This window comes from Amycolatopsis sp. NPDC000009, assembly GCF_055563465.1.
Window position 1 is genome coordinate 126,741 of sequence record NZ_JBVHDI010000008.1, and the last position, 25,358, is coordinate 152,098.

General features: G+C 73.0%; 9 protein-coding genes. 8 read left to right on the top strand and 1 reads right to left on the bottom strand.

Annotation, left to right across the window (positions count from 1 at the left end):
* The first annotated feature begins 39 nt into the window (after window positions 1-39).
* The 7 genes from ACZ3HL_RS22605 (at window position 40) to ACZ3HL_RS22635 (ending at window position 19,617) form a co-directional block, all read left to right on the top strand.
* Entirely contained in the window at window positions 40-7,998 is a 7,959-nt protein-coding gene (locus ACZ3HL_RS22605; protein ID WP_465533385.1) for an amino acid adenylation domain-containing protein, read from the top strand.
* Window positions 7,995-14,912 carry a non-ribosomal peptide synthetase/MFS transporter gene (locus ACZ3HL_RS22610; protein WP_465533387.1) on the top strand — a complete coding sequence of 2,306 codons (6,918 nt, stop codon included), beginning with the start codon at window positions 7,995-7,997 and terminating at the stop codon, window positions 14,910-14,912. Before ACZ3HL_RS22605 ends, ACZ3HL_RS22610 begins: the two co-directional genes overlap by 4 nt.
* Before the next feature lie 5 nt (window positions 14,913-14,917).
* Window positions 14,918-15,856, top strand: coding sequence for a threonine ammonia-lyase (locus ACZ3HL_RS22615; protein WP_465533389.1), 939 nt, complete (start codon window positions 14,918-14,920; stop codon window positions 15,854-15,856).
* Window positions 15,843-16,847 (top strand): 2,3-diaminopropionate biosynthesis protein SbnA, encoded by a 1,005-nt coding sequence (sbnA, locus tag ACZ3HL_RS22620; protein WP_465533391.1) that lies wholly within the window; start codon window positions 15,843-15,845, stop codon window positions 16,845-16,847. The genes ACZ3HL_RS22615 and sbnA overlap by 14 nt, the downstream gene beginning before the upstream one ends.
* A 9-nt stretch (window positions 16,848-16,856) precedes the next feature.
* Complete coding sequence (locus ACZ3HL_RS22625; RefSeq protein WP_465533393.1) at window positions 16,857-17,780, top strand: ornithine carbamoyltransferase; 924 nt, start codon at window positions 16,857-16,859, stop codon at window positions 17,778-17,780.
* Window positions 17,777-18,823, top strand: a complete 1,047-nt coding sequence (locus ACZ3HL_RS22630) for an ornithine cyclodeaminase (protein ID WP_465533395.1) — start codon at window positions 17,777-17,779, stop codon at window positions 18,821-18,823. The genes ACZ3HL_RS22625 and ACZ3HL_RS22630 overlap by 4 nt, the downstream gene beginning before the upstream one ends.
* Window positions 18,824-19,071: 248 nt before the next feature.
* Entirely contained in the window at window positions 19,072-19,617 is a 546-nt protein-coding gene (locus tag ACZ3HL_RS22635; protein WP_465533397.1) for a hypothetical protein, read from the top strand.
* 260 nt (window positions 19,618-19,877) lie between these two features.
* Here the strand turns inward: ACZ3HL_RS22635 and ACZ3HL_RS22640 are convergent, their stop codons facing one another.
* A complete protein-coding gene (locus tag ACZ3HL_RS22640) occupies window positions 19,878-22,391 on the bottom strand; it encodes a tetratricopeptide repeat protein (RefSeq protein ID WP_465533399.1) in 2,514 nt (837 codons plus the stop codon).
* Here ACZ3HL_RS22640 and ACZ3HL_RS22645 point away from each other — a divergent pair.
* Complete coding sequence (locus ACZ3HL_RS22645) at window positions 22,390-25,089, top strand: ATP-binding protein (RefSeq protein ID WP_465533401.1); 2,700 nt, start codon at window positions 22,390-22,392, stop codon at window positions 25,087-25,089. The genes ACZ3HL_RS22640 and ACZ3HL_RS22645 overlap by 2 nt on opposite strands.
* The last annotated feature ends 269 nt before the right edge of the window (window positions 25,090-25,358 follow it).

Here is a 25,358-nt window from a genome sequence, read left to right on the forward strand (position 1 = left end):
CAAGTTCAATCTGCCGAGGTCCGGAAGTCCGGACGGGGCATGAGGGGATTCAGCGGGTTGCGGGCAGATCTGGGTGCGTTCGACCGGGTACACGAGGCGTTCGAGGAGCAGGTGCGGAAGACGCCCCACCGCTGTGCGCTCGTCGTGGGCGACGAGCGGCTGAGCTACGCCCGGCTGGACGAGGCCGCGAACTCGGTCGCGCACGCCCTGCTCGGCCGTGGGGTGACACGCGGTGGCCTGGTCGGCGTATGCCTGCGCCGCGGCCGGTGGCTGGTGCCCGCGCTGCTGGGAGTGCTGAAGGCAGGGTGCGCGTACGTCCCGCTGGACCCGTCCGCTCCCCCTGCGCACGGCGCGTCGGTCGTCGCGGACTCCGGGCTGTCGCTGGTGCTGGCGGACGAACCGGATCCGGTCGCGCTCGCGGACGCCGACGTGCCGGTACTGGCCGTCGGGGACGCCGCCGCGCCTACGACCGCCCCCGTTGTCCCGGGTTCCGGTACGGACCTCGCGTACGTGATCTACACGTCCGGCTCCACCGGCAGGCCGAAAGGCGTCCAGGTCGAGCATCGCAACGTGCTCGCGTTGCTGGCGTGGGCGGCCGCGACCTACGGCGACGACGAACTGCGTGGCGTGCTCGGCGCCGCGTCGGTCTGTTTCGACGCGTCCGTCGCCGAGGTGTTCCCGCCCCTGGTGACCGGCGGGAGCCTGGTGCTCGCCGAGAACCTGCTCGCGCTGCCCGGGCTCGCCGCGCGGGACGAGGTGACGTTCGTGCAGGGCGTGCCGTCCGTACTGGCGGTGCTGGCGCGGACACCGCTGCCGCGTTCGGTGCGGACCGTCGCGATCGCGGGTGAGGCGCTGCACCGGTCGCTCGTCGAGCGCCTGTACGCCAACGAGGGCGTGCGGCGGATCGTGAACTGCTACGGCCCGACCGAGGCGACGGTGAACTGCTCGTGCCACGAGGTCGGCCGGGACGGGCTGGACGACCCGCCGATCGGCACCCCGCTGCCCGGCGCCGCGTTCTCGGTGCGGGACGCCGACGGCCGCGCGCTCGGCGACGGCGAGGTCGGTGAGCTGTGGGTCAGCGGGGCGCTCGTGACGCGCGGATATCTGGGGCAGCCGGAGCTGACCGCCGAGAAGTTCGTGGTCGACGCCCGCGGCGTCCGGCACTACCGCACCGGTGACCTGGTCCGGTGCCGCGACGGCGTGCACCATTTCGTCGGCCGAGCCGACGACCAGGTGAAGGTGCGCGGCTTCCGGATCGAACCGGGACAGGTCCAGGCGGCGCTCCTCACTCATCCGGCCGTCGGGAACGCCGTGGTGCTCGCGCCCGCCGACGAGCACGGGGAGCGCAGGCTCGTCGGATTCGCCGAACCGGCCGGCGACGGGGTCTCCGAGCCGGAACTGTTGCGGTGGCTGCGGTCGCGGCTGCCCGCGCATCTGGTGCCGTCACGGATCGCCGTGCTCGACGCGATCCCGCTCGGCACGACCGGAAAGGCGGACCGGGCCGCGCTGGCGGAGTGGGTCTTCGACCGCGAGGAGACCGAGTACGTCGCCCCGCGCACCGAGACCGAGCGGCTGGTCGCCGACGTGGTCGCGGCCGCGTTCGGGTTGCCGGGGGTCGGAGTGCACGACCGGTTCTCCGAATCGGGCGGGCACTCCCTCGCCGCGGCGCGCGCGGTCACGCGGCTGCGGGAGGGCACCGGCCGGGTGGTGACGCTGGCGGAGTTCCTCTCCGACGGCACGGTGGCGGCGGTCGCGCGGCGGCTCGCGGACGCCCCGGCCGCGGCGCCCTCGGTGGCGCTGCGGGAAAACCCGGACCGTGACACCTACCCGCTGACCGGCACGCAGCGGGATCTGTGGACCCTCGCCCAGCTCGGCTCGACCGGCACCGCGACGACCGTCGCGTGGCGGCTGCGGCTTCGTGGCCGGGTGTCGCTGCCCACGCTGCGGGCGGCCGCGGACGGGATCGTGGCGCGGCACGAGGTCTTGCGCGGCACGATCGGTGACCACGACGGCGAACCGGTCATGGTGGTGGGGCCGCCGGTGCCGGTCCCGGTGGACGAACACGACCTGCGCGGGCTCGCCGACGCGGACCGCCGCGCCGGGGAACTGGCCGAGGCCGCCGCCCGGCACGCGTTCGACCTCACGAAGGACACGCCGCTCCTGCGGATCACCCTGCTGCGCCTCGCCGACGACGTGGCCGACCTGGTCGTCGTGTCCGACCACATCGCCACCGACGGCGCGTCCGTCGGCGTGCTCATGGCGGAACTGGCCGGCGCGCCCGCGGCTTCCTTCGCGCAGGTCGGTGCGGTGGCGTTGCGGGAACGCTCGCTCGCGGAGGTGCCCGGTGAGCGAGACCGGCTGACGGCGTACTGGTCGGCCGAGCTGGCGGGGGCGACGCCTCCGGACGCCCTGTTCGACCGCGTCGTGCACGGCAGGCGCCGTTTCGCCGGGGAGCGGATCAGCACGCCGTTGCCCGAGTCGCTGGGATCGGCGGTGCGCGCCCTCGCCGAATCGACCGGGGTGACGCCGTTCGCGGTGTACCTGTCGGCGGTGGGGGTGCTGGTCGGCGAGCTGGTGCGGGGCCAGGACGTGCTCCTCGGGATGGCGGCCGCCCAACGGGACCGCGCCGAGCTCGAACGCACCATCGGCCCGCTGGTCGACGTCCTGCCGGTCCGGTTGCGGATCGACGCGGACACGTCGTTCCGCGACCTGCTGCGCGCGGCCATGACCACCGCGGCGCACGCCCTCGATCACCGCGGCCTGCCCAGCGGTGAACTCGCCGGACTGTGGGGCGGCGACCGGCCCGCCGGGGTCCCGCTCACACCCGTGTCGATCGCGGTGCAGCCCGACGGCGTCCCGTTGTCGGCGCACGGGCCGGGCACGCGGCTGGACCTGCTCGGCGAGCTGCCGACCGGCGGCAGTCACACCCCGCTGACGGTGTTCGTGAACGCCCACGTCGGCGGTGCCGGACTGGTCGTCGAGCACGACCCGTCGTGGCTGGCTCCCGGTCGCGCCCGCTGGTTCACCCGTTCCCTGCTGCACCTTCTGCGCTCCGCCGTGTCCACACCGGACATCGCGCTGTCCGCGCTGGCGCAGGCGGCGGACGGGGAAATCGCCGAGCTGACGGCATGGGGAACCGGCCCCGCGCTGCCCGCCGACGGTACGACCGGCGTGCCGGACGCGGTGTGGCGCAACGCGTCGCGTGCACCGGACTCGGTCGCGGTGTCTTCGGAGAGCGGGCGGCTGACGTACGCGGAACTGACAGGGCACGCCGACCGGATCGCGCGTGTACTCGCCGCGTCCGGGGTGACGGCCGGGGACACGGTCGGGGTGTGCCTGCCGCGCGACGAGTTCCTGCCCGCCGCGCTGCTCGCCGTCTGGCGGGTGGGTGCGGGGTATCTGCCGCTCGACACCGGGCAACCCACCGCCAGACTGGCCCAGCTCGCTGGTGAGGCGGGGCTGAATGTCGTGCTCACGCGGGGCAGCGCCCAGCCGGTGGCTTCGGAGGTCGCCGACGCCGTAGCGGGCCTGCGCGTGGTCGATGCCGACCGAACCGACGGAGTGCCCTTCGAACCAGTGCTGCCGGACGGCGACGCGCTCGCCTACGTGCTGTACACGTCGGGGTCGACCGGGCGGCCCAAGGGCGTCGAGATCAGCCACGCCAACCTGCACGCGTTCGTCCGGTCCCGGGGGCTCTCCCCAGGCATGACACGGGACGACGCGATGCTCGCGCTCGCGCCGCTCGCCTTCGACGTGTCCGCCGAAGAACTGTGGTGGCCGCTCGCCACCGGCGCGCGCTGCGTCGTCGCCGACCGCGACACCGCCGTCGACGGTCACCGGCTCGCGCGGCGGATCGCCGGGACCGGTGTCACGGTCGTCGACCTGACCCCCACGAGCCTGCGGATGCTGCTCGCCGCGGGCTGGTCCGGCGACCCCGCGCTGCGGCTCATGCTCGGCGGCGAGGTGCTGGACCCGGAACTCGCCGCACGGGCCCTGCCCCTGGTCGGCGAGCTGTGGAACGGGTACGGCCCGACGGAGACCACGGTCGCGGCGACCGCGCACCGGGTCACCGGCCAGGACCGGGACCGTGTCCCGATCGGCTCGCCGACCCCGGGCGCCCGGCTGTACGTGGTCGACGAGGCGGGCAGGCTCGCTCCGCCCGGCGCGATCGGTGAGCTGTGGATCGGTGGCGCCGGGGTGGCGACCGGCTACCGGGCGCGGCCCGAGCTGACCGCGTCCGCGTTCGTCGCCGGCCCGGAGCGGCCGGGCGAACGCTGCTACCGCACCGGTGACCTGGTCCGGTGGCGTGCCGACGCGACACTGGAGTTCCTCGGGCGCGCCGACGACCAGGTGAAGGTGCGCGGCAACCGGTTCGAGCCGGGCGAGATCGAGTCCGTCCTTCGTGGACTGTCCGATGTGGACGACGCGGCGGTGGCGGTGGCCGCGGACGGCGTGGACGCGCACGTGATCGGCTACCTCACTCCCGCGACCGTCGACGCGGCGGCCGTCGAGCGACGGCTGCGGCGGCTGCTGCCCGCCTACATGGTGCCGAGTTCTTGGCGCACCCTGGACACGCTCCCCTTGCTGCCCAACGGAAAGCTCGACCGGCGCGCGCTCCCACCGGCGCCCGCCACCCCTCCGGCCTCGCCCGCGCCGCTGTCGGATGCCGAGGCGGTGGTCGCGCGGGTGTGGCGGGAATGCCTCGAACTCGACGAGGAGATCGGGCCGGACAGCGACTTCTTCGCGCTCGGCGGCCGGTCGCTGGCGGCGACACGGGTGGTCGGCCTCCTGCACACCCGGCTGAGACGCCGGGTCACCGTCCGCACCTTGTTCGACCACCCGGTACTCGCCGACTTCACCGCACGGATCGACGGGGAAGCCGCCTTCGACGACCGCCCGTTCGTCGCCCGGGCGGACCCTGCCGCGCCCGCGCCGCTGTCGCCGGCGCAGCGCATGCTGTGGTTCGCGGCGAAGCTCGACCCGGACAGCGCCGCCTACAACTCCCCCACCGTGCTGCGACTCCGGGGCGCGCTGGACGAGCCGCGCCTGTACCGCGCGGTCCGCGCGCTCGCGACGCGCCATCACGTGCTGCGCAGCCTCTTCACCGAGATCGACGGCGAGCCGGTCGCGCTCCTCGGACCGGCCGACGCCGTTCCGATGTCCACTGTGGATATCGAGGAGCCGTCGGCGGACGCTGCGGTGGCGGCCGAGATCCGGCGGCCGTTCGCGCTGGACGCCGCGCCGCCGCTGCGCGTGGTCCTGTTCCGGCTCGCGCCGGACCACCACGTGCTGACCCTCACCTGCCACCACATCGCCACCGACGCGGCCTCCCAACGGCTCCTGTTGTCCGAAGTGGACCGGTGGTACCGCACGGAACCCGACGACTGGCCGCCGCCACCCTCGCTCCAGTACGCCGACCACGCCGCGTGGGAGCACGGGCAGGACCGGGCCGCGGGGCTCGACTGGTGGGAGCGACGGCTCGCGGACCTGCCCGCGTTGCGGCCGCCCGCCGACCGGCCCCGCCCCGCCGTCGCCGACTGGACGGCGGACGAGGTCCCGGTCCGGCTGCCCTCGGAGGTCACGGGCCGGGTCCGCGCCATGGCGAGTGACGCCGGGACCACGCCGTTCACGATCCTGCTCGCGGCCTGGCAACTGCTGCTCGCGCGGCTGGCCGGGGTACGGGACCTCGCGGTCGCCGTGCCGCACGGTGGCCGCCGCGCCGCCGGGATGCTCGGCTTCTTCGTCGACACCGTGGCCGTGCGCGCCGACCTGGGTGCCGAGGTCCGGTCGGGTCGCGACCTCGTGGCCAGGACACGCGCAGCGGTACTCGACGCGTTCGCGCACGCCGACGTGCCGTTCGACGAGGTCGTGCGCCGGCTCGCGCCGGAGCGGGACGCGGCGAGCACCCCGGTGTGCCAGGTGATGATGAACGTCCTCGACGAACAGGCGACCGCGGAGCTCGGCGACCTGGCCGTGACGGTGCTGCCGCAACCGGTCGTCACCGCGCTGTACGACCTGAACCTGGACCTCACCGCCACCGGCGACGGCTACACGGGAAGACTCGTGTTCCGCGCCGACCTGTTCGACCGCACCACGATCGAACGGTGGTCCCGCTGGTACGGCAGACTCCTCGACCGGCTCACCGCCGATCCGGACGCCGAACTGTCCACAATGGACATATTGGACGAGGCGGAGCGCGCCGCACTGCGCACTTGGGGCACCGGAAAACCTTTGCCCGTCACGCGAACCGTGGTCGCGGAAGTGCTCGCGCAACGCTCCGGCGCGGTGGCGACCTCGTCACCTGCCGGACGACTGTCCTATGGAGACCTGGCCGACCGGTCGGCACAGGGCGCCCGCGGTCTGCTCGCCGCGGGCGTCACCACCGGTGACGTGGTCGGCGTGTGCCTGCCCCGCGACGAACACCTGCCCGCCGGGCTGCTCGCGGTGTGGCGGGCGGGTGGCGCGTACCTGCCACTGGATCCCGGCCATCCCGCGGACCGGATCGCGGCGCTCGCCGCTGACGCCGGGGTCCGCGTCGTCGCCGCCCGCGGCCACGCGCTGGACGTGGCCCGCGCCGCGTTGCCGCACCTGACCGTCGTGGACCTCGACGCCCCTGCCACGGACACCCAGGCCCTGCGAGAGCCGGACCAGGACGACCTCGCCTACGTCCTCTACACCTCCGGTTCGACCGGCAGGCCGAAGGGAGTCGCGGTCACACACCGGAACCTCGCCGCGTTGGTCCACGCCTTCCGCGACGTCACCGGCATCCGGCCCGCCGACACGTGGCTCGCGGTCGCACCGCTCGCGTTCGACACGGCCACCGGCGAGATCTGGACGACGCTGACCGCGGGCGCGCACTGCGCGATCGCCGACCGGGACTGTGCCGTCGACGGGCACGCGCTCGTACAGCGGCTCGTCTCCACCGGCGCGACCCGGTTCAACCCGACACCGACCACCTTGCGAATGCTGGTCGCCGCCGGGCTTCCCGACCTGCCGGGACTGCACGTGTACTCCGGCGGCGAAGCCCTCGACGTCGCGCTGGCGCGGCAGATCACCGCCCGCGTCGCCAGCCTGCGCAACTGTTACGGACCCACGGAGACCACCATCACCGCGACCACACACCTCGTGACCACCGCCGATCTGGCGGCCGACCGGCCGATCCCGATCGGCGGACCGATCGGCGGCACGCTGCTCACCGTGGTCGACCCGTTCGGCCAGGCCGCGCTCCCCGGCGCGGTCGGCGAGTTGTCCATCGGCGGCGCCGGCGTGACACCGGGCTATCGGGACCGCCCGGAGCCGACCGCGGCCGCCTTCGGCACCGACCCGTTGCACGGCGGCCGCTCCTACCGCACCGGCGATCTGGTCCGCTGGCGCGCCGACGGCGTGCTGGAGTTCCACGGCCGCACGGATCACCAGGTGAAGATCCGCGGCAACCGGGTGGAACTCGGCGAGGTGGAACACGTGCTGCGCACGGTCGCCGGAGTGACCGACGCGGTGGTCGTGGTGCGCGCCGGAGAAGGCGAACCGCATCTCGTCGGCTACCTCACCCCGTCCACTGTGGACACCGAGACGGTGGCGGCCGTGCTGCGCGGCCGATTGCCCGACTACTCGGTGCCGCATCGGTGGGTTCCGCTCGACGCGTTCCCGGTCACCGCGACCGGCAAGGTGGACCGCGCCGCACTGCCCGCGCCGTCGGCACCGGCTCGGCCGGACAGCCCGCCCGCGTCGGCGGTCGAGGAACTCATCGCGGTGACCTGGGCCGAGGTTCTCGGCCGGGACCGGGTCGGCGCGCTGGACGACTTCTTCGGCCTCGGCGGACATTCGCTCGCCGCGACCAAGGTCGTCGGCCGCCTCGCCGAGGCGTTCGGTTTCCCCGTCCCGGTGCGGTGCCTGTTCGACCGGCCGGTGCTGCGGGAATTCGCCACGGAACTGGAACGGATCGCGATGACCGCACTGGCGGACGACGGCGCCGACGTCCCGACCGGGAGCACGGCATGACCGACTCACTCGTCACTCCCGCACAGCGACGCCTGCGCGAGCTGCTCGCCGGCCGCGCCACCGCCGCGTTGCAGGGCGGGGCACCCGTCGCGCGGGAGCCCGCCATCCCCCGGCTCCCTCGCGACGGGGCGCCGGTGCCGTTGTCGTCCGCACAGGCCAGGCTGTGGTTCCTGGCCCGCTTCGAACCCGGCGGCCACGCCTACAATCTGCCGCTCGTGCTCGAACTGACCGGACCGGCCGACGAGGCCGCGCTCCTCGCCGCGGTCCGGGACGTCGCCGACCGCCACGACGTCCTCCGCGGCGTGTACCGGGAGATCGACGGCGTGCCGATGCGGTGCGCCGGACCCGCCGTCCCGGTGTCCCTTGTGGACGTCACCGCGGCGGAGCTGGACGCCGAGGTGGCCGCCGAAGCCACCCGTCCGTTCGCGCTCGAGGACGTGCCACCGATGCGGGCGGTGCTGTTCCGCGTCGCCGCCGACCGGCGGGTGCTGGCACTGACGTTCCACCACATCGCGATGGACGCCCCGTCGGCCGCGGTCGTGCTCGACGACCTCGCCGCCTGTTACGCGGCCCGCCTCGGCGTCCGTGACGTGCCGCCGGAACCGCCGCTCCAGTACGCGGACCTGGTGGCGTGGAACGGTTCCAGGCCGGACACCGCCGAGGCCGACCTGGCTTGGTGGCACGAACGGCTCGCCGGGCTCCCACCGGTGCTGGAGCTGCCGACCGACCGGCCTCGTCCGGCCGTGGCCGGGGACGACGGCGCCGAGGTCGAGGTCGAAGTGCCCGCCGCGCTCACCGCGCGGGTACGGGAGATCGGCCGCGCCACCGGCGTCACCCCGTTCATGGTGTTCCTGGCGTGCTGGCAGACGCTGCTCGCCAGGCTGGCCGGGACCACCGACGTGCCGGTGGGGGTGCCGGAGTCCGGCCGCCGCCACCCGGACGCCGAACGGGTCGTCGGCTGCTTCGTCACCACGCTGGTGCTGCGCACCGGCCTGGCCGGAGCGACCACCGGCCGCGAACTGCTCGCCGCCGCCCGGGACACGGTGCTCGACGCGTTCGCCCACCCGGACGTGCCGTTCGAGCGGATCGTCGAACGGGTCGCGCCACGACGCGGGCTCGACGCGTCGCCGATCTTCCAGGTCATGCTCAACGTGCTCGACGAACCGTCGCGGGCACCCGAATTCCCCGGCCTGGCCACAAGGGTCACCGAACCGCCGGTGCGCGGCGTCAAGTTCGACCTGAACCTCGCGCTGTCGCGTTCCGGCGACGGCTATTCGGGCGGGCTGTCCTATCGCACCGACCTGTTCGACCGGGGCACCGCGGACCGGATCGCCCGCTGGTTCGTCACTCTCGTCGACGGGATCACCGCGGACCTCGACCGGCCGGTGGCCGAGGTGCCGATCGAAGTCGTCACCGCCCCGGTGCTGGCGGGACCGGCCCCGGAGCGGACGGAGCTCCGCCCGGTCCACATGCTGATCGAGGACACCGCCGACCGCTGCCCGGACCGGGTCGCCGTGGCCGGCGCGACCGGCACGCTCACCTACCGGCGGCTCGACGAACGCGCCAACCGGATCGCGCACCGGCTGCGGGCGCTCGGCGTGCGCGCCGACGAGCCGGTCGGGCTGCTGCTCGAACAGGGCACGGACGTGGCGTGCGCGGTACTGGGCATCATGAAGTCCGGCGGCGCGTACCTGCCGATGGACACCACCTACCCGCAGGCGCGGGTGGCCGCCATCCTCGCCACCGCGGGTGCGCGGATCCTGCTCGCCGAACCCGGCCTCGACGTCACAGTTCCCGGCGTCACCGTCCTGACGGTCGACGACGCGGTGGCCGCCCAGCCATGCACCCGGCCGGACGTCCCGGTCGCGGGGAACGACCTGATCCACGTGATCTTCACGTCCGGTTCGACCGGTGCGCCGAAGGGGGTCGCGGTCGAGCACCGCAACGTCGCGCACTACCTGTCGGGCATGCTGCCCCGGCTCGGCGACGTGGCGGGCGCGTCGTTCGCGGTCGTCTCCACCCCGGCGGCCGATTTCGGCCTCACCGGCGTGTACGGCGCGCTGACCACCGGCGGCACCGTCCACCTGGTCGACCGGGACACCGCGATGGATCCGGAGTCCTTCGCCGGATACCTCGCCGAGCACCCGGTCGACGTACTCAAATGCGTGCCCAGTCATCTGGAACTCCTCGCCCGGCACGGGGATCTGGCCACCGTGCTGCCGAGGCGGCTGCTGATCCTCGCCGGTGAGGCCTGTCCGTGGTCGCTCGTCGAGCGCGTCGAGGCGGCCCGTCCCGGCCTTCGGGTGCAGAGTCACTACGGGCACACCGAGAGCACGATGATCTCGATGACGTGCGACGTGGCGGCCGTCCCGCCACACGAGCGCACCGGATACGTGCCGCTCGGCACGCCGCTGCCCGGGGTCGTCGGTCACCTCGTCGACGCGCGCGGCGCGGTCGTACCCGAGGGCATGACCGGTGAACTGGTGATCGGCGGGCCGCAGATCACCCGCGGCTATCTGGGCGACGACGCGCAGACCGCGGCCCGGTTCGTACCCGACCCGCTGGGCACCGGCGTGCGGTGCTTCCGCAGCGGCGATCTGCTGCGGGTGCGTGCCGACGGCGCCGTGCAGTTCCTCGGCCGCGCCGACGACCAGGTGAAGGTGCGCGGCCACCGGGTGGAACTGGGCGAGGTCACCGCCGCCCTCCGCGACGTCGACGGGGTGGCCGAGGCCGTGGTGCTGCCGGTCGGCACCGGCCTGGACCGCAGGCTCGCCGCCTGGCTGGTCGGGCCGGGGCTCGACGTGGCGACCGTGCGCCGGACGCTACGGGAACGCCTGCCCGACTACCTGGTGCCCGCCTCGTTCACGGTCCTGGATCGCTTACCGCTCAACGCGAACGGCAAGATCGACCGGGCCGCGCTGCCGGACGTCGCCGAGCGGGAGCCCGCCGCGCGGAGGCCGGTGGCGACCCCGGCCGAGCGGCTCGTGGCGCGGGTCTGGGGCGATGTGCTCGGGAACGCCGACCTCGCCGCCGACGACGACTTCTTCGCCGTGGGCGGTCATTCCTTCGCCGCGGTACGCGTGGCGGGGCGGCTGGGTGAGGCGCTGCGCCGGGACGTCGCCGTGCGCACGGTGTTCGAGCACCCGGTGCTGGCCGACCTCGCCGCCGTACTGTCCGCCGACCCCGGCGGGGTGTTCGGCGGCGCGCCCATCCCCGTGCGGCCGGACCCCGAAGCGCCCGCGCCGCTGTCCTCCGCGCAGGCGCGGCTGTGGTTTCTCGAACTGCTCGGGCCGGGGTCGGCCTATCACGCCGATCTCGTGCTGCGGTTGCGTGGGCCGCTGGACGCGGCGGCGATGGCGCTCGCCGTGCGGGACGTCGCCGCCCGGCACACCGTCCTGCGCAGCGTCGTCGAGGAGCGGGACGGCACCCCGGTGGCCGTTCCGGTTCCCGCCGACCGCGTTCCGGTGTCCATTGTGGACATCGACGCCGACCGGGTGGACGCGGCGTGCCGGGCGGAGCTGGCGCGGCCGTTCGCGCTCGACCGGGAGCCGCCGCTGCGGGCCTCGCTGTTCCGGATCGCCGCCGGTGAGCACGTGCTCGCGCTCACCGTGCACCACATCGCGACCGACAACTGGTCGCGCGGCGTCATCGGCGCGGACCTCGCCGACGCGTACGCCGCGCGGCTCGCGGGATCGGCACCGGACGTGTCCCTGCCCGTCCAGTACGCGGACTACGCCGCCTGGCTGGCCGCCCGCGGGCGCGACGAGGACCTGGACTGGTGGTGCGACCGCCTGTCCGGGCTGCCGCCGCTGCTCACGTTGCCGACCGACCGGCCCCGCCCGGCGGTGGCCGACTGGTCCGGCGGGCACGTCCGGTTCGCCCTCCCCGCCGCGCTCACCGCACGCGTCCGGCAGGTCGCGGCCGAGACGGGCGTGACGCCGTTCATGGTGCTGCTGGCCTGCTGGCAGGAATTGCTCGGCCGTCGCGCCGGGACCGACGACGTCGCGGTCGGCGTGCCGGAATCCGGGCGGCATCACCCGGACGCCGAGTCGACGGTGGGCTGTTTCGTCAACACGCTCGTGTTGCGTACCGACCTCGGCGGCGGCCCGACCGTGCGGGAGTTGCTCGGCCGGTCCCGCGAGACCGTGCTCGGCGCGTTCGCGCACGCCGAGACACCCCTCGAAGGGATCATCGAGCGGCTGCGGCCGGAGCGGTCCGTCGGCGCGACACCGATCTTCCAGGTGTTGCTGAACGTCCTCGACCAGCCGGCGGCGCCGCCCGCCATCCCGGGCATCGAGGTGACGGCCGTCCGCGACGCGGGCGAGCAGGTGAAGTTCGACCTCAGCATGGTGCTGGTCAACGACGGCGACACCTATCTCGGCGGCCTCGCCTACCGGGCCGACCTGTTCGACGCCGGCACCGCCGAGGGGATCGTCGCGGACTTCCAGGCACTCCTGACCGGTTTACTGTCCGATGTGGACCAGCCGGTCGCCGCGGTGGGCCCGGCCCGCACCGGGCCCCGCCCGGTCATCGAGCCCGTTCCCGTGCCGGTGCAGGAATCACGTGCGCCGGAAACGACGGCAGAGCGCCATGTCGCCCGGGTGTGGGCGCAGGTCCTGGAGGTGCCCGAGGTCCGCGCGGACGACGACTTCTTCGCCCTCGGCGGCCATTCGTTCACCGCGGTCCGCGCGGTCCGGCTGATCGACGAGCGGCTGCGGGTCATCGACCTGTTCCTGCACCCGACCGTCCGCGAACTGGCCGCCCACCTCGACGCCGGGCGGGAGACCGACGACGGGCGCCTGCTGCACCGCCTCTCCCCCGCCCGCGCGGGCACGCCGGAGCTGACGCTCGTCTGCGTGCCCTACGGCGGCGGCTCGGCCGCGGTGTTCCAGCCACTGGCCACCGAACTCGCCACCGCCGCACCGGACATCGACCTGCTCGCCGTCGAACTGCCCGGTCACGACGTGGCCCGGCCCGACGAGGCGTTCCGCACCGTCGACGAGGTCGTGGACCTGCTGGCCGACGAGATCGCCCGGACCGTGACCGGACCGGTCGCGGTGTACGGGCACTGCGTCGGCTCCGCGGTGGCCACCGCGCTCGCCGCCCGGCTCGAGGCCGGCGGCCGCGTCGTCGCCGGAGTGGTCGTGGCGGGCAGCTTCCCCGCCGCACGCCTGCCGGGCAGGCTGTCGGCCTGGCTGCAGCGCCGGTTCCCGCGCGAACGCTGGGTGGCGGACCGGCTCTACCGGGACACGCTGCGGGCCACCGGCGGACTGCTGGACGACATGGACGAGTCCGCGAGCGCGGCGATGCTGCGGGCGTTGCGGCACGACGCCGGACAGGCGCAGGCGTGGTTCGGCCGCGCGCTCGACCCGGACGCCGGCGGAAAACCCCGGCTCACGGCTCCGGTGCTGTGCGTGGTCGGGTCGAGCGACCCGGCGACCGAGCTGTACCAGGAGCGGTACCGCGAGTGGGGCGTGTTCGCCGATCGCGTCGAGCTGGCCGTGCTGCCCAAGGCCGGGCACTACTTCCTGCGTCACCAGGCCACCGAGGTCGCCGCACTGCTGCGTGACCGGCTGTCCCGGTGGGCCGCCGGCGACCTGCCGCCCGAAGTCCACGACGTCCCGGTCGCCGCGACCGCGACCCGGCGCGGGCTGCGTGCGTTCTACACCGTGGCGGGTGGCCAGGCCGTGTCGATGATCGGCAACGAACTGAGCACGTTCGCCCTCGGCGTCTGGGCCTACCAGCTCAGCGGCCGCGTCGTCGACCTGGCGCTGGTCATGGTGCTTGCCCGCGTGCCGAGCATGCTGCTCACACCGATCGGCGGCGCGCTCGCCGACCGGGTCGACCGCAGGCGGATCATGCTGTGCTGCGATCTGACGAGCGGCGCGGCGATGGCCGTGCTCGCCGTGCTGTTCGCCTTGGGACGGCTGGATCTCGTGGCGGTATGCGCGATCGTCGGGGTGATGTCGGTGGCGTCGGCGTTCCACCGGCCCGCCTACCTGGCGGCGATCGCCCAGCTGGTGCCGAAGCCGTACCTGCCGCAGGCCAACGCGCTCGCCGACATGGGCGCCGGGCTCGGCACCGTGCTCGGGCCCGTCCTCGGCGGTGTCCTCATGGGACTGTCCGGGCTGACCGCGGTCGTCGTGGTCGACGTCGCCACGTTCGCGATCGGGGTGCTCACCCTGGTGCTGGTGCGGTTCCCGAACCGGATGTTCTTCACCCAGGCCGAACCGTTCGCGAAGGCGGTCACCGGTGGGTGGAAGTTCGTGCTGCGCCGCAAACCGCTGCTGGTGATGATCGGCTACTTCGCGGTGGTCAACTACTTCACCGCCGTGATGTGGGTGGGACTCACCCCGCTGGTCCTGTCGATCGGCTCGACGGGCGAGCTGGGGGTGGTCAGTGCCGTCGGCGGGATCGGGGCGGCGGTCGGCGCGCTCGTCGTGATCACCTGGGGCGGCACCGCGCGCCGCGCCACCGGCATGATCGCCTTCGTCATCGGCTCCGGGCTCGGAGTGGCGCTGATGGGCGCGTGGCCTTCGGTGTTCGTGGTCGCGATCGGCCTGTTCGTGCGGCTGGCGTGTATGAGCATCGGCAACGCGCACTGGCTGTCGGTCATCCAGACGAAGGTCGGCCAGCGGCTGCAGGGCCGGGTGCTGGCGATCAACGTCATGCTGGCGACCGCCATGCAACCGCTCGGGTTCCTGACCGCGGGACCGCTCGCCGACCGGCTCGGCGGCTTCGCCACGCTGATGGTGGTCTCCGGCGCCGTGCTGGTGGTGTGGGGTGTGCTCGGCCTGCGGTACCGGCCGCTGCACGACATCGAGGACCTGCTGCCGGACGCGGCGCCACCGGCGGAGATCGACGCCGACCTCGACCGCGTGCAGGCGGTCGCCGACCGGAACCTGGCGCGGTGACGCCGATGTCCTCCCTCGTCACCGTGGCCGACATCCGTTCCGCCGCCGCGCGGATCCGGCACTCCGTGCACCGCACGGCCCTGCTCGGCCCGGTCGGCGACCTGTGGCTCAAGCCGGAGCACCGGCAGCGGACCGGTTCGTTCAAGGTACGCGGCGCGCTCAACGCGGTCGCCCGGCTCACCACGGGCCACGTCCTCGCCCAGTCGTCCGGCAACCACGGGCGGGCGGTGGCCTACGCGGCGGCACGGCACGGGTTGCGGGCCACGGTCGTCCTGCCCGCCACCGCGCCCGCGTTGAAGGTGGACGCGGTCCGCGCGCTCGGCGCGCACGTCGTGATCGTGCCGCCCGCGCTGCGCGAGCGGGCCGCGGCCGAGCTGGCGGCGCGGACCGGCGCCACCGTCGTCGGTTCCGCCGACTTCGACGTGATCGCCGGGCACGGCACGGTCGGCGCCGAGATCGTGGCCGACCTGCCGGACGTCCGCACCGTCCTGGTGCCGGTGTGCAACGGCGGCCTGCTCGCCGGGGTCGCCGCCGCGGTGAAGGCGGTCTCGCCCGGCACCCGGGTCGTCGGCGTCGAGCCGGCGCTGGCCGGGGACGCGGCCGAGTCGCTGCGGCTGCGCGAACTGGTGCGGTGGCCGGTGGAGCGGACCTACCGCACGATCGCGGACGGGCTGCGCGCACCGGTGCTCGGCGAGCTCGCGTGGCGGCACATCAGGGTGCTCGTGGACGACATCGTCACCGTCGGCGAGGACGACATCGTCGCCGCGCAGGAGTACCTGTCCGGCCGGTTCGGTGTGCTCGCCGAGCCGAGCGGTGCGGTGGCGACCGCCGCCCACCTGGCCGGGCAGCGGCAGGGCACGACCGTGGCGATCGTGTCCGGCGGCAATGTCGCGGCCCCGGCTCCGGTGGCCCGGGGAGAGCGGGTGTCCGTTGAACACGGATGAGTTGAGCGGTGTGCTCGCGACGATCGGCGGCACGCCGCTGGTCGCGCTGGAGCGGGTCGTACCGATCGCGGACGTCCAGGTGTTCGCGAAGATGGAGAAGTTCAATCCGGGCGGCAGTGTCAAGGACCGCACCGCGCTGCACATGCTGCGCGGCAAGATCCAGGCCGGGGAGCTGGTACCGGGCCGGTCGGTGGTGGTGGAATCGACGTCCGGCAACCTCGGTGTCGGTCTCGCCCAGCTGTGCGCCTACTTCGGGCTCGAACTGATCTGCGTGGTCGACACCCGGACGACCGCGCAATCCGTCGCGCTGTTGCGGGCCTACGGCGCGGCGGTGGAAGTCGTGTCCGCGCCGGGCGGCGATCTGCTCGGCGCGCGGATCGCGCGGGTGCGGGAGCTGGTGGCGCTGTTGCCGGACGCGTTCTGGCCCAACCAGTACGAGAATCCGCTCAACGCGGCCGCGCACGAGCAGACGATGGCCGAGATCGTCACCGCGCTGGAGGGACGGGTCGATTACCTGTTCTGCTCGGTGAGCACCGGCGGCACGCTGCGCGGCTGCGCCGACCACATCCGCGACCGCGGCCTGACCACGAAACTGGTCGCGGTCGACGCGGCGGGCAGCGCGATCTTCCACACCCCGACCGAGCACCGGCGCATCCCCGGGCACGGTGCCGGCTGGCGGCCGCCGCTGGTCGGCTCGGCCGATTCCGCCGGTGTGATCAGCGAAATCGTGCACGTGACCGACCTGGAATGCGTGCGTGCCTGCCGGTTGCTGGTGGCGCGCGAAGCGATCCTGGCGGGCGGGTCGTCCGGTGCGACCGTGGCCGCGCTCGGCAAGCTGCGGCACCGCATCCCCGCCGGTTCCCGCTGTGTGCTCGTCTTCCCCGACGACGGCAACCGCTACCTCGACACCATCTACTCGGATTCCTGGGTGCTCGAGCACTTCGGCGAAGTTCCCGAGGTCACGACCCGGCCGTTGACGGCCGCCCGGTAAGGAGAAACCTTGCGCCATCTCATTTCCCTCGACGATCTCACCGACGAGGAACTGCGTTCCGTCGTCGCGCGGGCGACGGCCCTGGCCGTCGACCCGCGGCAAGCGGGCGCGCCGCTGTCCGGTGAAGTCGTCGGCATCTACTTCAGCAAGACCTCCACGCGCACCCGCACGGCGTTCTCGTCGGGCGCCCTGCGGCTCGGCGCGCGCATCGTCTCCTACGGGCCGGGCGATCTGCAGCTCAACACCGGGGAGACCATCGAGGACACGGGCCGGGTGCTGTCCACCATGCTCGACGCGCTCGTGGTCCGCACCGCGGGCGATCCGGCGGAGCTGCGGGCCATGGCCGGCCAGAAGCGGATGTCGGTGGTCAACGCCATGACCGCGGACGAACATCCCACCCAGGCGCTCGCGGATCTCACCACGATGGCCCGCCGGTTCGGGCGCGTCGACGGGCTGCGGGTGCTGTACCTGGGCGAGGGCAACAACTCCGCGGCCGCGCTCGCGTTGGCGCTCACCCGGTTCCCCGGTACCGAACTGCAGCTGCGCACCCCGCCCGGCTACGGACTCGATCCCGCGGTACTGGCGCGTGCGCGATCGCACGCCGCGCGGCACCGATCGTCCATTGTGGAGCGTCACGACATGGACGACCTGCCCCCGTGCGACGTCGTGTACACCACGCGATGGGAGACGACGGGGACGACCAAACCGGACCCTGACTGGCGCACGGTGTTCGCGCCGTTCCAGGTGACACGGGCGTTGTGGCGGACCAGTCCGGACGCGGTGTTCATGCACGACCTGCCCGCGCACCGCGGCGAGGAGGTCACCGCGGAGGTGCTGGACGGCCGGGACAGCATCGCGTTCGCCCAGGCGGAGAACAAGATGTACAGCGCGATGGCGGCACTGGAATGGTGCCGCGGCAAGGATTCGGCATGAGCGAGCAGTGGTACGACCAGGCGGACACGGGACTGTCGGGCGCGGGCCGGGTGACCGTGCTGTCGCGCGCGGACGTCCGGCGATGCCTCGCGACCATCGACCCGGTCGAGATCGTGCGGCGGACGCTGGCCCGCCACGACCGTGGCGAAAGCCTGCTCCCCGCGGAGGCGTACCTGCGATGGGAGAACTCGCGGGGTGCCTACACCCGGTCCATCGGCATGCCCGGCGCGGTGGGTCCGCACCACGGCATGAAGATCATCAACGCCAGCGTGTCCAACCCGGCGGCGGGCCTGGAACGCGCGGGCGGGCTGGGCCTGTGCTTCGACGCCGAGACCGCCCGGGTCACGTCGATCATGGAGGCGGGCCTGCTGAGCGCGGTGCGCACGGCGGCCGTGAGCGCGGTCGGTGTCGACGTCACCGGTTTCGGCGGTGCCGGTTCGCTCGCGATCGTGGGGTGCGGAGCGCAGGGGCGGATGCACGCGGCGCTGCTGACCCGCAGGTTGCCTTCCCTGCGCGCCGTGTCGCTGCACGACCGCGATCCGGCCGTCGCCCACCGGCTCGCGGACCAGCTCTCCCGCGACGACCTCGAAGTGACCGTGCACGACCAGGCCAGCGACGCGGTCGCCGCCGGCGAGATCGCGGTCTTCACCACCACCGCCGACGAGGGTTACGTGACCCCCGGCTGGGTGCGCCCCGGCGCGCTGCTGGTCAACGTGTCACTGGGCGATCTCGCGGACGAGACGTTCCTCGACGCCGCGGCCCTGTACGTGGACGACCTCGACCTGGTGGCGGACAACCCCCGCCGGCCCCTCGGCCGGCTGATGCGCGACGGACTGGTCACCCGTCCGTCGGACGGCACGGCGAAACCCATCGACGCCACCTTGGGCGGCCTGCTCACCGGCCGGTACCCCAGCCGTGGCACCGCCCGGCCGCACGTCGTGCTCAACCCGTTCGGCATGGGCGTGCTGGACGTGGCGCTCTACGGCGCCATCGCCTCGCAGGCCCGGCACTTGGGCTTCGGATCGCTCGTCGATCTCGGTTGATGCCCGGGTCCGGCGTTTTCGAACAACCTCGATCAAGATCACCGGACAAGATCACTAGGCGGCTCCCCGCATTGCCGATAATGTCTGTCGTGTCCAGTTGATTGACTGACGGAAAATCACTCACGTGGGCAGTGGTGCTCTTCTGGCGCGGAATTGCCCCAGAAGGCCGGCTGCCCAATCGAACTCGAAAGAAGGCCCGGCGCGATTCGCCGTGGCATTCGGTCCGAACGACGAGAAAGAGAACACCAGTGAAGAAATGGACGACACGGGTCACGACCGGCCTGGTGGTCGCGGGTATGGCACTCGCCGCGCAGAGCGCGCCGGCGATGGCCGGGGAAGAAGCGGAGACCGCCACGGTCGCCGCCTCGGAGGCCGACGGCGGCTCGGCCGGGGTCACGCTGACCGAAGAGACTTCGGAAGTCGGCACCGCCGCCTGCGGCGATTGGCGTCGCGCCCTGGCAGGCTACGGCAAGTGGTCGGTGAGCAAGTACGGCTGTGGCTACATCAGCCCGGATTCGAAGAAGAACCCGCAGCACCGCCGCTACACGTGGAAGATCCCGGCCGGCAGCAACGGCCGGGTCTGCGTCCAGGCGGAGGGCCACTACTGGAGCACCAAGAAGAAGAAGAGCGTCTCGACCTGGACGACGGCGGGCTGCGGGACCGGCGGCACCGTTGTCGTGCGCTGGTCGGGCCCGCCGAAGAAGGGCGGCGGATACCTCGGCCTCGCCTCGACCCCCAGGGTGCGGGCGAAGGTCCAGCCGGGCTTCGGCGGCGCGGCGTACAGCTGGAAGTGAGCCGGCTCGCGCCGGTATGACCACCGCGGGTCCGGGAGGTCTTTTCCTCGACGACGTCCCGGACCCGCGGTGCACCGGCCGCGTCCCGCATAAGGCGAATTGGCGCGGGCCTCTTTGCCGACCCCGTCGGCGTCATGTCGCGAAAGCCACCTGGGCAGCCGCCGACGTTGCGAAAGCCACTTTCCCAACCTTCAACGTTGCGAAAGTGGCTTTCGCAACACGCCACATTTGCATTACCCCGCCGGAACGACCATTGCCACTCACGACTCGCCGGACACCGACCGGCCCAGGCCGATCTCGGTGAGCAGGGCCTGCGCCTTCCGCCTGTGATCGTCGGCCATGCCGGCGTCGCCGGAGACGGCCGCTCCGTGCCCGATCCCGTTGTGCGCCCGTGCTTGCTCGTAGCGGTCGCCCAGTTTTTCGGCGACCGCGAGCGCTTCCCGGTGCCGGGCGATCGAACCCGCCGCGTCGCCCAGGTCGCCGAGTGCGATACCGATGCCGTTGAGCGCCTTGATCTCGAACTCGCCCAAGCTGTTCCGGCGCGCGAGGTCCAGTGCTTCGGTCAGGTGCGCCAGGGCGTCGTCGTGCTCGCCCAGCCGCGCGAGCAGCGCGCCGATGTGGAGCAACGCCTCGGTCTCCGGGAACGGGTAACCGAATTCGCGTGCGGTGGTGAGCGCCCGCCGGTAGTGGCCGAGTGCCTCGGCGAAGTGCCCCTGCTGCTCGTGCACCGTGCCGAGGTTGCCGTAGGTCAGGCATTCCCCCACCTGGTCCCCCACCTCAAGCATGATCGCCAAGGCCTCGTCGAGGTACGCCTCGGCCTTGTCCCAGTCTCCGACGCGCATCGCGCTGTTCCCGAGGTTGCCCAGCGCGCGGCTCTCGCTGGTGCGGTTGCCGGTCTCCCGGTGCACGAGCAGCGCCTGCCGGTAGCAGTCCTCGGCCGCCGCGAAGTCGCTGAGCCGGTCGAACGCGTTGCCGAGGTTGTTCAGCGCCCGCGCCCAGCTGGCCCGGTCACCACCCGCGTCGTACCGCGCGAGCGCCCGCTTGAGCTGGTCGATGCTCTCCTGATAGCGATTGGAACGCAGGTAGACCGCGCCGAGGCTCATATACGCGCTCGCCTGGACCAGCGGGTCGGCGGCGCGGACCGCGACACCGTGCACGATCTCCGCGTCGGCGAAACGCAGCGCGTTGTACAGGTACCGGTTCAGGATCGGCGACATCGTGGCCGCGTCCTCGTGTGCGCCCCGCTCCTCGGCCAATACGGTGTTGCCCACCAGGTTGTGCCGCTCGGTGTCCAGCCACGCCGTCGCCGCCGCGACGTCGGCGAAATCCGGCGCCGGAACGTCCGAAGTGGACACGACCGGTCTGCGGTCGCACTCGTGCGGGGCGTAGCGGTCCATGGCGCGGCAAGCGGCGTGCCGGTAGTAGCCGAACAACCGGCCGAGTGCGGCCTGCCGCGCGGAGGCGGCGTCCACGTCCCGCGCCAGTCCCGCCGCGTAGAGGCGGACCACGTCGTGCAGGCCGAACCGATCCTGGACGCTCCGCTGCACCAGGCTGCCGGCGACCAGTTCGCCCAGGAGTGCCTCCGCCTTGGGTAGATCCACCCCGGCGAGCGCGGCCGCCGCCCGCGTGTCGACGTCGCGGCCGGGGTGGATCGCGAGGAGCCGCAGCAACTGCGCGGCCTCGGCGGGCAGGTCGGCATAGGACAGGCCGATGGCGTTCTCCAGCTCGTCCTCGATCCGCAGGCTGTCCCGGCGTTCGGCGAGCCGGGCGGCGTGGTCGCGCAACGTCCAGTCGCACCGGTTGCGGATCCGGCCCGCCACCACCGTCAACGCGAGCGGCAGATGACCGACCAGCTCGGCGATCCGCACGGCGGCCTCGGTGTCCTCGGCGACCTTCGCTTCGCCGACCAGCCCGCGCAACATGTCGAGCGACTCTGTCCCCGGAAACGCGTCCAAGTGCACGAGCCGCGCACCGGCCAAGCCGGTCAGGCGCCGTCTGCTGGTGATCAGGACGACGCCGCCCGCCCGGTCCGGCAGCAGTGGACACACCTGGCGGGCGTCGGCCGCGTTGTCCAGCACCACGACCGGCCGCCGGTCCGCGAGCAGCTGCCGGTAGGCCGCCTGCCTGCCGTCGGGGCCGAGGCGGTGGATCTCCTTGCCCGGCATACCCAGCCGCCGGAGGAACTCGTCCAGCACCGCGAGCGGATCGGCGGGCGCGCGGTCGGCGTCGTAGCCGCGCAGGTCCGCCCACAACCGGACCTCGGCACCGTCCCGGTGTGCCAGCCGGTGCGCGGCACGGACGGCGAGACTGGTCTTGCCGACCCCGGCCATACCGTCGATCACCACCACCGGCGATCGCGGCCCGTCGCCATCGGACCCGGTGATCGCGGCCAGCTCGGCGTGCCTGCCGACGAACTCCGTGCCGTCGGCGGGCAGCTCGCCCGCCACGGTCACCCACGACGAGTCGGCCGTGCGCCCCGCGATCACCTGGCACACCTGCCGCCACCGCGCCACCACCGCCTCGTCGGCGGCGAGCGCGCGCACGATGTCCGCGACGAGGTCCACGTCCATCCGCCGCCTGCCCGGCTGCAGGCAGCGGTAGACCGTGTTGAACACCGGCAGGTCGGGGTTGCCCGCCGTCCGCCGCGCCCGGACGACCCGCCGGTGCAGCTCCCGGTAGGACACGCCGGCCCAGCCGCGCAGCGAGTTCAGCCGGGCCGCCAGCTCATCGAACGAACCTGCGCCCACCGGCTCCGGCGCCCGGTCGGGATTCATGATCGAAAAGGGTAGTCCGTTCGGCCGATCGGCGATGTCCGAATGGGAGAACCCGCCGGTCGCCGAGTTCGCCCATCCGGCCCACCCGGTCGCCGATCTCGACTATGGTCGGTCGGCATTCGGTCCGGGAGTCACCGCCGGGCGGATCGGTTCACGTGTCCAGGGGGTTCCCGTGCCGGAGGAACGGCCGCCGAGTCCGATCGGAGCCCGGTCGTACGACGAGCTCTCCCAGCGGCTTCGGCAGGCGCTGGCCTGGGCGGGCTTGAGCCATCGGGAACTGCACCGGCGGGTGCGGCGCTTGCGCACGGCCCGGGGAACGGCCGGCCTTCCCGCCTACAACACCGTGTACCGCTGCCTGCTGCCCGGACGCAAACGACTGGACGTCGAACTGGTCGTCGACATCGCTGCCGTGCTGCTCGGCATGGACGTCGCGGCGGAATGGCGGCAGGCGCACCGGGTGATCACCGGGCACGCCACCGAGGCGGCGGTGATCAGCGTGGCCAATCACCTGCCCGCCGCGGCAGGCGGGTTCGTCGGCAGGCACGCGCAGCTGCGCCGGATACTGGAGACCGAGCCGGACGACGCCGGTGTCTGGGCGATCTCCGGAATGGCCGGGGTCGGGAAGACCCGGTTCGCCAGCGAGGTCGCGCGGCTACTGGCCAAGCGGGGCCGGTTCGCAGACGTGCGGCTGGTGGTGAATCTCCGCGGCTTCGACGCGGAGAGGCCGGCCGCGGACCCGGCCGCGGTACTCGAAGGCTTTCTGCGCCGGCTCGGGGCGTCCGGCAGCGAGATCGGCTGCCTCACCCTCGCCGGCCGGAGCGCGCTGTTCCGGCGGCTGCTGGACGGACGGCGCGCGCTGATCCTGCTGGACAACGCGGCGTCGGCCGACCAGGTGCTGCCGTTGCTGCCCGCCCTGCCGACCTGCCTGGTGCTGGTCACCAGCAGGCGCCGCCTCGCCGGGCTGGACACGGCCCGGCACGTGGCGCTGGACGTGTTCACGCCGGAGGAGTCGGTCGAATTGCTCCGCGACGGGATCGGCGACGATCGCGTCGACGCGGAGAAGGGCGAAGCGGCCGACATCATCGAACTGGTCGGCCGGTTACCGCTGGCCCTCGCGCTGGTGACCCGACGGCTGGCCGCCTCGGACGAGTGGACGATGGCCGACCATCGGGATCGCCTCGTCGATCTGAGGACCATGCTGCGGCTGGACGACGGGGTCGAAGTCGCGTTGCGCACGTCGTACGACGAGCTGGCCGAACCGGACCGGGTGTTGCTCGGCTTGCTCGCCGTCTATCCGGGGCGCGATTTCGACGACCACGCGGCGGCGGCGTTGGCGGGCGTCGAGGTCGGCGTCGTCCGTCGTCAGCTCGACGACCTGGTGACGGCCAACATGATCACCGCCCGCGCGTCCCGGTTCGAACTGCACGACCTCGTCCGGGTGTTCGCCGAGAAACGCGTCCGGGAGAACGTCCAGGCCAGGATGCGCCGGGCCGCGGCCGTGCGGCTGCTCGACTTCCAGCTCGCCACCGCCCGTGCCGCGCTCGTCACCTGTTATCCCCATGAGGCGGAGCGGTGGGAGGACCTGCCCACCTCCGCGGCGCGGGCTCTCGTGTTCGACGGGGCGGACGAGGCGATGGCCTGGCTGGACACCGAGCGGGTCAACCTCGTCGTCGCGTCCGGCTGGGCGCTGAGCGAGGGGCGCGACGACCACGTGACGCGGCTCGCGTGCGTGATGACGAGCTATTTCGAGGCCCGCGTGCACGTGAGCGACGCGCAGGCCCTGTTCGGCAACGCCGTCCGGGTCGCCTCCGGTGTCACCCGCGGGCACGTTCTGAACGGGCTGGCCATGACCCATTGGCAGCGGGGCGACACCGCCGAGGCGCTCGTCGTCCTGGAAGACGCGATCAGGGAGTTCTCCGCCGCCGGTGAATCCGATTACGTCGTCAACCTGTCGGGCAACGTCGGCCTGTTGCTGACCGGTCTCGGCGACTACCGCGCCGCGTTGCCCTGTTTCCGGCGGGCCATGGAGTTCGCCGTCGCGCGGAACAACGAGTCGTTCCGGGCACGGCAGTTGTGCAATATCGGCCTCGCCGAAATGCGGCTGGGGAATTATCCCGCCGCCGTCGACAATTTGTCGCAGGCGCTGGAGGTGACCAGGGCGAGCGCGGACCACCTCTGCGAATGCCGGGCGCTCGACGGTCTCGGCACCACGTTCTGGCGAATGGGAAAGGACACCGAGGCAGCGGCCTATTACGAGCAGGCGCTCACCTTGGCGAGGCAGTCGCACAACCGGGCCGACGAGGGCAAGGTGCTCAACCATCTCGGGGTCCTGCTGGTCGCGGCGGGGCGGTTCGACGAGGCGTTGGCGCAGCACCGGCAGGCCATCGAGCTGGCCAAGGAAATCGGTGGCAGGGAAGGAATGCTGGCCGCGAGCACCGATATGGCGGCGACCCTGCTCGCCGCCGGGCGGGCCGCCGACGCCGTGCGTTGCCTGCGGCGGACGATCGAATCGGCGACCGCGGCGGACAGCCGCTACGAACTGGCCAGAGCCCAAAGTGGACTCGGCGACGCACTGTCCGCGGTCGGCGATCCGGTCGCCGCGCGGAAACACTGGCAGACCGCGTACGCCGCGTACACCGCAATGGGTGTGCCGGAAGCCGCCGACGTCCACGAACGTCTCGCGACGGAGGCGTCGTAGGGCGGCCCGCCGGAGCGGCGGTCTCGCCGCCCCGACGGGATCCGGTCGGTCGTCGAGGGCGTCGAGTACGCGTCCGAGGTCGGCGAACTTGAAGTTCGTGGCGTCCCGGCCCTGTTCCTGGAGGGTGGTGACCGCGCCCTGCCGGTCCGTGAAGGCCTCCTTACCTACCCTGAGCGTAGGGAAGGGGCCCTTCACGGACTTTTCCGTCTGGCGGCGAGGTGACCGGCGCGGGTGAGTGGCTGGGGCGAAGGGAGCCTTCACCCCGCCCA

Coding starts and splice junctions, on each gene's coding strand:
- ACZ3HL_RS22605 (WP_465533385.1), top strand. CDS start 40: ATGAGGGGATTCAGCGGGTTGCGGGCAGATCTGGGTGCGTTCGACCGG.
- ACZ3HL_RS22610 (WP_465533387.1), top strand. CDS start 7,995: ATGACCGACTCACTCGTCACTCCCGCACAGCGACGCCTGCGCGAGCTG.
- ACZ3HL_RS22615 (WP_465533389.1), top strand. CDS start 14,918: ATGTCCTCCCTCGTCACCGTGGCCGACATCCGTTCCGCCGCCGCGCGG.
- ACZ3HL_RS22630 (WP_465533395.1), top strand. CDS start 17,777: ATGAGCGAGCAGTGGTACGACCAGGCGGACACGGGACTGTCGGGCGCG.
- ACZ3HL_RS22645 (WP_465533401.1), top strand. CDS start 22,390: ATGATCGAAAAGGGTAGTCCGTTCGGCCGATCGGCGATGTCCGAATGG.
- ACZ3HL_RS22640 (WP_465533399.1), bottom strand. CDS start 22,391: ATGAATCCCGACCGGGCGCCGGAGCCGGTGGGCGCAGGTTCGTTCGAT.